Consider the following 5,954-nt stretch of genomic DNA (forward strand, 5'->3'; position numbering starts at 1 on the left):
CCGTGGATTCGCTCTTGCGCGACGCGCCCCTGCCGCCCGAAGTGCGGATGCGTGACGCCGAAGGCAGGATCCAGATCGAGAAAGCCGCGCCGCCTGCCAAATCGAGAGCGGATGTGAAAACGCCTCGCCGCGGACTGGGGTCTGCTCCGGCTTCCGAACTGCCTGCACCCACGCCTCAGCCCATTGCTCCAATCGGCGCGGCGTTGCAGACCGTGCGCGTGTACGCCTACGGCGTCGCGAAGAATCGACTGCAACAAGCCGCCAAGCGACTCGGCGTGCCCGCCGTGGTGGTGCGCGACGTGTCCGAAGCGGACGCGCTCGTCACCCTGCGGACGTATTATCGCAACCGCCAGCAGACCGTGATCGAAGCCGAACAACGTGGCATGCCGATCTATGTGTTGCGGGCGAACACCGTGGCGCAGGTGGAGCAATTCCTCAGCGACCTGTATAACCTGAGCGCCGCGCACACCCCGCGCGATAACATGGACGATATTCGCAGTCAGACCCAGCAAGCCATCTCCGCAGTGCTCAACGGCGAACGTTGGGTGGACCTGCCGCCCAGCCCGTCCATCGTGCGCCGCCTGCAACACGAAATGGCGCGCAGTGCGGAACTAGTGAGTCATTCGTATGGTAAAGAGCCGCGACGGCATGTGAGGATATTTAGGGAATAAGATAAGGGACAAGTCTTAGACTTATTCCTCCCTTCCTATTTGACTGACTGAAACAGTCGAAAAGACCTGTATATTTCAACGTCCCTAATGTTTTCCGTCTTTTTCAGTGAATAAAAGGATAGGCAAATATGGTGTGGAAAAATAATCAAGAACCTTTTATTCCAACTGTGCAAGCACTTTCCGTTGGAAAGCACATGTCAACCGGACGTAACCAACCATTACAAATGCTCTGTCAATCTGAGAATGGAATTGATGACTATATTGTTAAGTTATGGAATACACCAGAGTTAGGCTTGGGGGTTCATAGCTTAGCAAGAGAAATATACGGCGCTTTGTTAGCTAATTTTTTTGGTTTGAACACACCAGATGTTGCTTTGGTGAACATAGATGTAGATTTTGCGCTCGGTGTACCAAACCTAATCATTAGAGAACGCATAAGCAAAAGCCCTGGCTTGAATTTTGGTAGCAAATATTTATCTGGTACGATTATCTTCAATCCACCAGTAACTCCAGCCAAACTTCATGATGCTACTATGGTTTTTTGTTTTGATATGTTGATTTGGAATTTAGACAGAAATTTACAAAAACCGAATATGTTTGATACAGCGAACGGTTTTATTTTGTTTGATCACGAGCAAGCTTTTCCTTATTCAAGGCCACAAATGATGCTTGGAGGTTTTCCTGCCCCTTGGGATTTCCTTAGAGAAGCTTGGTGTGGAAATCATATTCTTTATTCCAGTTTAAAAGGGCAAGATTGTAGGTTGGAAATCGAAGAATTCATAGGGATATTGGAAACTCTATCTGACGATATTTTTGCTACAATAGAGGAGAAAATACCTTCCGAGTGGATCACCCCAGACCTATCTGAAATATCATCCTATCTCGCAAATGCTCGGGACAATTCTGAAGCGTTCAAGAGAAGTTTGCAGGAGATTTTGGTATGAATACAAAAACACCCTTCCAATTTGCCGTTTTACGGTATATTCATGACTCTTTCACAGGCGAATTCCTAAATGTTGGGGTAGCACTTTACTGCCAGAATCCAGCAATTTTCCGAGTGAAACTATTGCAGAAATACAGCCGTATTACCGGGACTTTTCCAATGGCGGATGGTGAATTCTATAGGCGCTATATCACTAGTCTGCAAGGTAAACTTGACAAACTGGCAGAAAAAGTTAATAGCAAACAAACTTCTTTTGATATATGGCTACCTGATCGCATTGAGGGACTATTAAATCAGGTCTTACCTCCAGATGATTCGTCCATTCAGTTTAGTGAAGTACAAGGTGGAATGGCTGATGATCTGGATGCGACTTTCAATGATTTGTATAGGCGCCTTGTCGAAACTTACCTGTCGCAAGAGGAAAACGAATCCCGTAATGATGAAGATGTGTGGAATATATTCAGTAAATTGCTCAGAGAACAAAAAGTAACTCGTTTTCTAAAGCCAACCATCATTCGGACTGAAAAACAAGATTTTGAATTTGAACATGCGTGGAAAAATGGACATTGGAAAGCTCTGGAACCTCTTTCGTTTGATTTGGTAAACCCAGGAAATATCAGAAGGAAGGCACTTCAATATTTTGGTCAGAATGTTGTATTAGAAGCAAGCAAGGATATCAATATGCTTTATTACCTGCTTGGTAAGCCTCGTAGAGACGATATTTCGGTTCTAAAAGCATATGCAAAAGCAAAAGACCTTCTAGGTACTGGGGAACATACTAAAAAAATTAAATTGATTGAAGAAGATGAGGCGGAAGATTTTGCGCGTGAGATTGCCCCAAAAATCGAAGCCGATGTTGCTCACGAAAACAAGAAATAGCTATTGCTACTAACTGGCTTGCACAGATTGATGAACACCCGTGTAATTAGTGATAAAAACAAACAGGAATAGATTACAAACCTATTCCTGTTTGTTTTAACAATCAACTCAATATCAATTATCCTTCGTCTCGCCAAACGCAGTTCGGTGCAAGTGTGCCGCAAATGACCGAACTTCTCGAATGTTTTGCGATTTATTCGCACCATTCGCTTGTTCGCGCAATTCGCGTTTAGAAAATCTGGATTTTGGTAAAGCTGTTCCTCGGCCCAAAACGACATTTACTTGTTCGATTGTCTCCCTTATACTTCCAGTGTTCAACGGGTTAATACCACTTAGTCTACGAGGAGAATGCCATGGATGTGTTGCTGGATTTTCTGACCGAGAATCTGTTTGTCATTTTGGGTGGCGCCGCAGGCGGTTTCATCGGCCTGCTCGTATCCTGGCGGGAATTGGGCAAGATCTTCCGGATGCTCCGCACCTCCACGGGGGAGATCGCCTCACTGCCTGGGGATGAGTATGTGGAAGTGGTCGGTCGGGCCGAAAGCCGCAACCCGATCCCCAGCCCCATTACCCAAACGCCCTGCGTGTTGTGGCAGGTGTTGGTCTCAGAACGGCGCAGTTCCGGCAAGAGTTCGCGCTGGGTTGTCGTGCGTAGCCCCATGTCCACAGAGTCGTTTGAGGTGTCGGATGGTACCGGGCGGGTACAGGTGCATCCCATCCGCGGCGTGGAACTGCTTCTGCGGGATGATGTGAAAAAATCTTCGGGCCTGTTTCGCTCACTGGACGAGCAAACCCAGGCCGCCTTGACCCAAATGGGCGTGGACACGAAAGGCCTGTTGAACATGAACAAGGCTATGCGCGTCCAGGAGCGTTTCATCGAACCGGGTGACCAGGTCTATGTGCTAGGCAAAACCTATACCAGCGGCGGCCAGCGCATGCTGGATGGCGAGAACACACCGCTCATGATCAGCGATCACAGTGAGTTGGGCTTGTTGAGTCGGTTTGCCGGGCAGGTGTTCATCAATATCCTGGGTGGGATCTTGATCGGGGCTATGCTGGTGTTCTACTTCACCAGCCGGTAAGAGGAGTTCGCCAGAAACATGCCATCCACGTTCATCACGCTTGAAGGGCCCGAAGGTTCGGGCAAGACCTCGCACATTCCCTACCTCGTGGAATATCTGCGCGAAAAGGGTTATGTCGTCTTCCCGACGCGCGAACCGGGTGGCACCTCCATCAGCGAGCAGATTCGAGACGTTCTACATGATCTCAAGAACGCGGAGATGCATCCGCGCACAGAGACGTTGCTTTATCAGGCCGCGCGCGCCCAAATTGTGGAGCAGGTCATCAAGCCGCGTCTCGCCGACGGGGAGGTGGTCATCTCCGACCGCTACTACGACTCCACGATCGCTTATCAGGGCTATGGACATCAACAGAACTTGGAGCAAGTCCGCGGATTGGTCAAATACGCCACGGGCGGACTCGACCCGGATCTGACCATCCTGCTTGACCTGGATGTAGAGATCGGGCTGGGACGCAAGAAAAAAGACAACGAATGGAACCGCCTCGACGCCTACACCGTCGAATTCCACAAACGCGTCCGTGCCGGGTATTTGGAAATGGTGAAAGCCGAACCGAAGCGCTGGGTGGTAGTGAACGCCGAACAGAAATGGGATGCCGTGCAGGCTGAATTGCGGAGGGTGATTCTAGAAAGACTGAAATGAAAATTACCGATTTTTCGACAATTTTCTTGCTGTATAATGATTTCCATGGACGCAACAGATCAGATCGTTCAGAAGTGTAAGGAAGTGCTTGCGAAGCAATATGGCCGGCGTCTTAAGGGCGTAATTCTGTACGGTTCTTTGGCGCGTGGAGAAGCCACGCCCGCCAGCGACATTGATTTGCTTGTTTTGCTCGACCCTCCGTTGGATTATTTTGCCGAACTATGGAATTTGATCGAAATTCTGTATCCGATTCAGCTTGAGTCAGAAAAGTTGATCTCTGCCAAGCCTGTGTCAGTCAAGGACTTTGAGGTAGGTAGTCTTTCTTTATATCGAAATGCGCGCCGCGAAGGGGTGGCTGTGTAATGACAGATTACTCCGGCGAAATTGCATCAAAAAGTAGAATTCCCGTAGGGCAACCGTAGGAAGATTTTCATATTCAAAAGTTAGAATTTTATGGAGGAGGCTTAGCCATGAAATTTCTACTTTCACTTTGTTTGTTGGGGCTGTTTGTCTCAGCTTGTAGCCCTGTGACGGAAACTGCAACAACGATTGTTGCTGACACTCCCTCAACAGGATTTCAAGATTTTTCCTATAGGATAACATGGTCAAACAATGACCGCTTGATAGCCTTGACCACTAACACCGGTTTATATGTGTATGACACCTCATCATATAAACAGGTGGCGGCATTTGACGGGCTCGGTGGCTCAACGGCCGTGTTTGGTACCAATACCATTGCCGCGGTGAACAGTAAGGGGATTTTTGTCTGGAGTTTGGCAGACTTTAGCTTGGTTTTCACGAAAGCAGATTTGGATACACACTTTCAAACTCTGGCCATCAGTCCGGATGATAAAGTTTTGGTCACAGCCGAACAAAAGCGTTTCAGATTCTGGAATATATCTGATGGTGAATTGTTGGCGGAAATTACATCCGACAACTTTGTGAATGACATGATCTTTACGGACGCCAATACCTTGCTGGTCGCCGATGTGTTTTTAGCGACAGTCCAAAAATGGGATATTCCATCTCAGACAGAAACTCACCTGTTCGATGTGCAAAGGGCTGCCGTCAATTTCAATTTGAGCGAGGATGGAGATGTGATGGTGGTAGATTATGGGGATTACGGTTTCGAGTTATGGGACGTGGAGACAGGCAAAGGAATTCGGACGTATCCCGATATTATCGGCGCGCCAGGCTGGAACAACCTAAGTGGCGACGATCAAACCGTGGTCGTGTGGGGCTATGGCATTGGAAACGATAGCGGCATGTCAGTCTGGGATTTAGCCCGTTACGAACAACTATTTGAAATTTCGACTCCCATGGTCAACGGTGATGGCTGGCGTTGCGGCGCCTTGAATTCAGACGGTTCTATTTTGGCGGCGAGTAACAATGCCGGCTACATCTATTTCTATGACGTGGGGAGCGGTGAAAAGGTGGGAGAAATCTTCCTGCCGTACAAGTTCACGGGATAGATGAATTCAATTACAGAGTGCCGCATAATTTACTAGGCTTTGGATTGATTTTCGTTCTACGAGTTCAGTGAAAAGTTTACTTATTTATGAGACAAGCGGTAGAATACAGACAAATCAAAATGACCGCCGACTCCCAAAACGATATTCAACATCTCAAAGCCATCGGGCGCATCTGTGCCGAAACCCTGCGCCGGATGCAGGGCGCCGTCCGCGCGGGGATGACGACGCGCGAACTCGATGAGATCGGGCGCGCCTTCCTCGCCAGCGA

The 5,954-nt window shown here is 48.4% G+C and carries 7 protein-coding genes and 1 pseudogene; all 8 read left to right on the plus strand.

The features are described from left to right. Nucleotides 1–671, plus strand: a 671-nt coding sequence (locus tag AC14M5_RS23400) for a R3H domain-containing nucleic acid-binding protein (RefSeq protein ID WP_484032140.1), incomplete at its 5' end; no start/stop codon positions are given. 128 nt (nucleotides 672–799) lie between these two features. After that, a complete protein-coding gene (locus AC14M5_RS23405; RefSeq protein WP_484032141.1) occupies nucleotides 800–1,615 on the plus strand; it encodes a HipA family kinase in 816 nt (271 codons plus the stop codon). Next, entirely contained in the window at nucleotides 1,612–2,493 is an 882-nt protein-coding gene (locus AC14M5_RS23410; protein ID WP_484032142.1) for a DUF3037 domain-containing protein, read from the plus strand. Before AC14M5_RS23405 ends, AC14M5_RS23410 begins: the two co-directional genes overlap by 4 nt. Before the next feature lie 353 nt (nucleotides 2,494–2,846). After that, a complete protein-coding gene (locus AC14M5_RS23415) occupies nucleotides 2,847–3,575 on the plus strand; it encodes a GIDE domain-containing protein (protein ID WP_484032143.1) in 729 nt (242 codons plus the stop codon). A gap of 18 nt (nucleotides 3,576–3,593) precedes the next feature. Next, complete coding sequence (gene tmk, locus AC14M5_RS23420; protein ID WP_484032144.1) at nucleotides 3,594–4,214, plus strand: dTMP kinase; 621 nt, start codon at nucleotides 3,594–3,596, stop codon at nucleotides 4,212–4,214. A 45-nt stretch (nucleotides 4,215–4,259) separates the two neighbouring features. Next, nucleotides 4,260–4,577, plus strand: a complete 318-nt coding sequence (locus AC14M5_RS23425) for a nucleotidyltransferase domain-containing protein (protein ID WP_484032145.1) — start codon at nucleotides 4,260–4,262, stop codon at nucleotides 4,575–4,577. A 107-nt stretch (nucleotides 4,578–4,684) separates the two neighbouring features. After that, complete coding sequence (locus AC14M5_RS23430) at nucleotides 4,685–5,686, plus strand: WD40 repeat domain-containing protein (RefSeq protein ID WP_484032146.1); 1,002 nt, start codon at nucleotides 4,685–4,687, stop codon at nucleotides 5,684–5,686. A gap of 86 nt (nucleotides 5,687–5,772) precedes the next feature. After that, nucleotides 5,773–5,954: pseudogene (locus tag AC14M5_RS23435) on the plus strand (hypothetical protein); the annotation flags it as partial.

Source organism: Candidatus Villigracilis sp. (assembly GCF_057083605.1).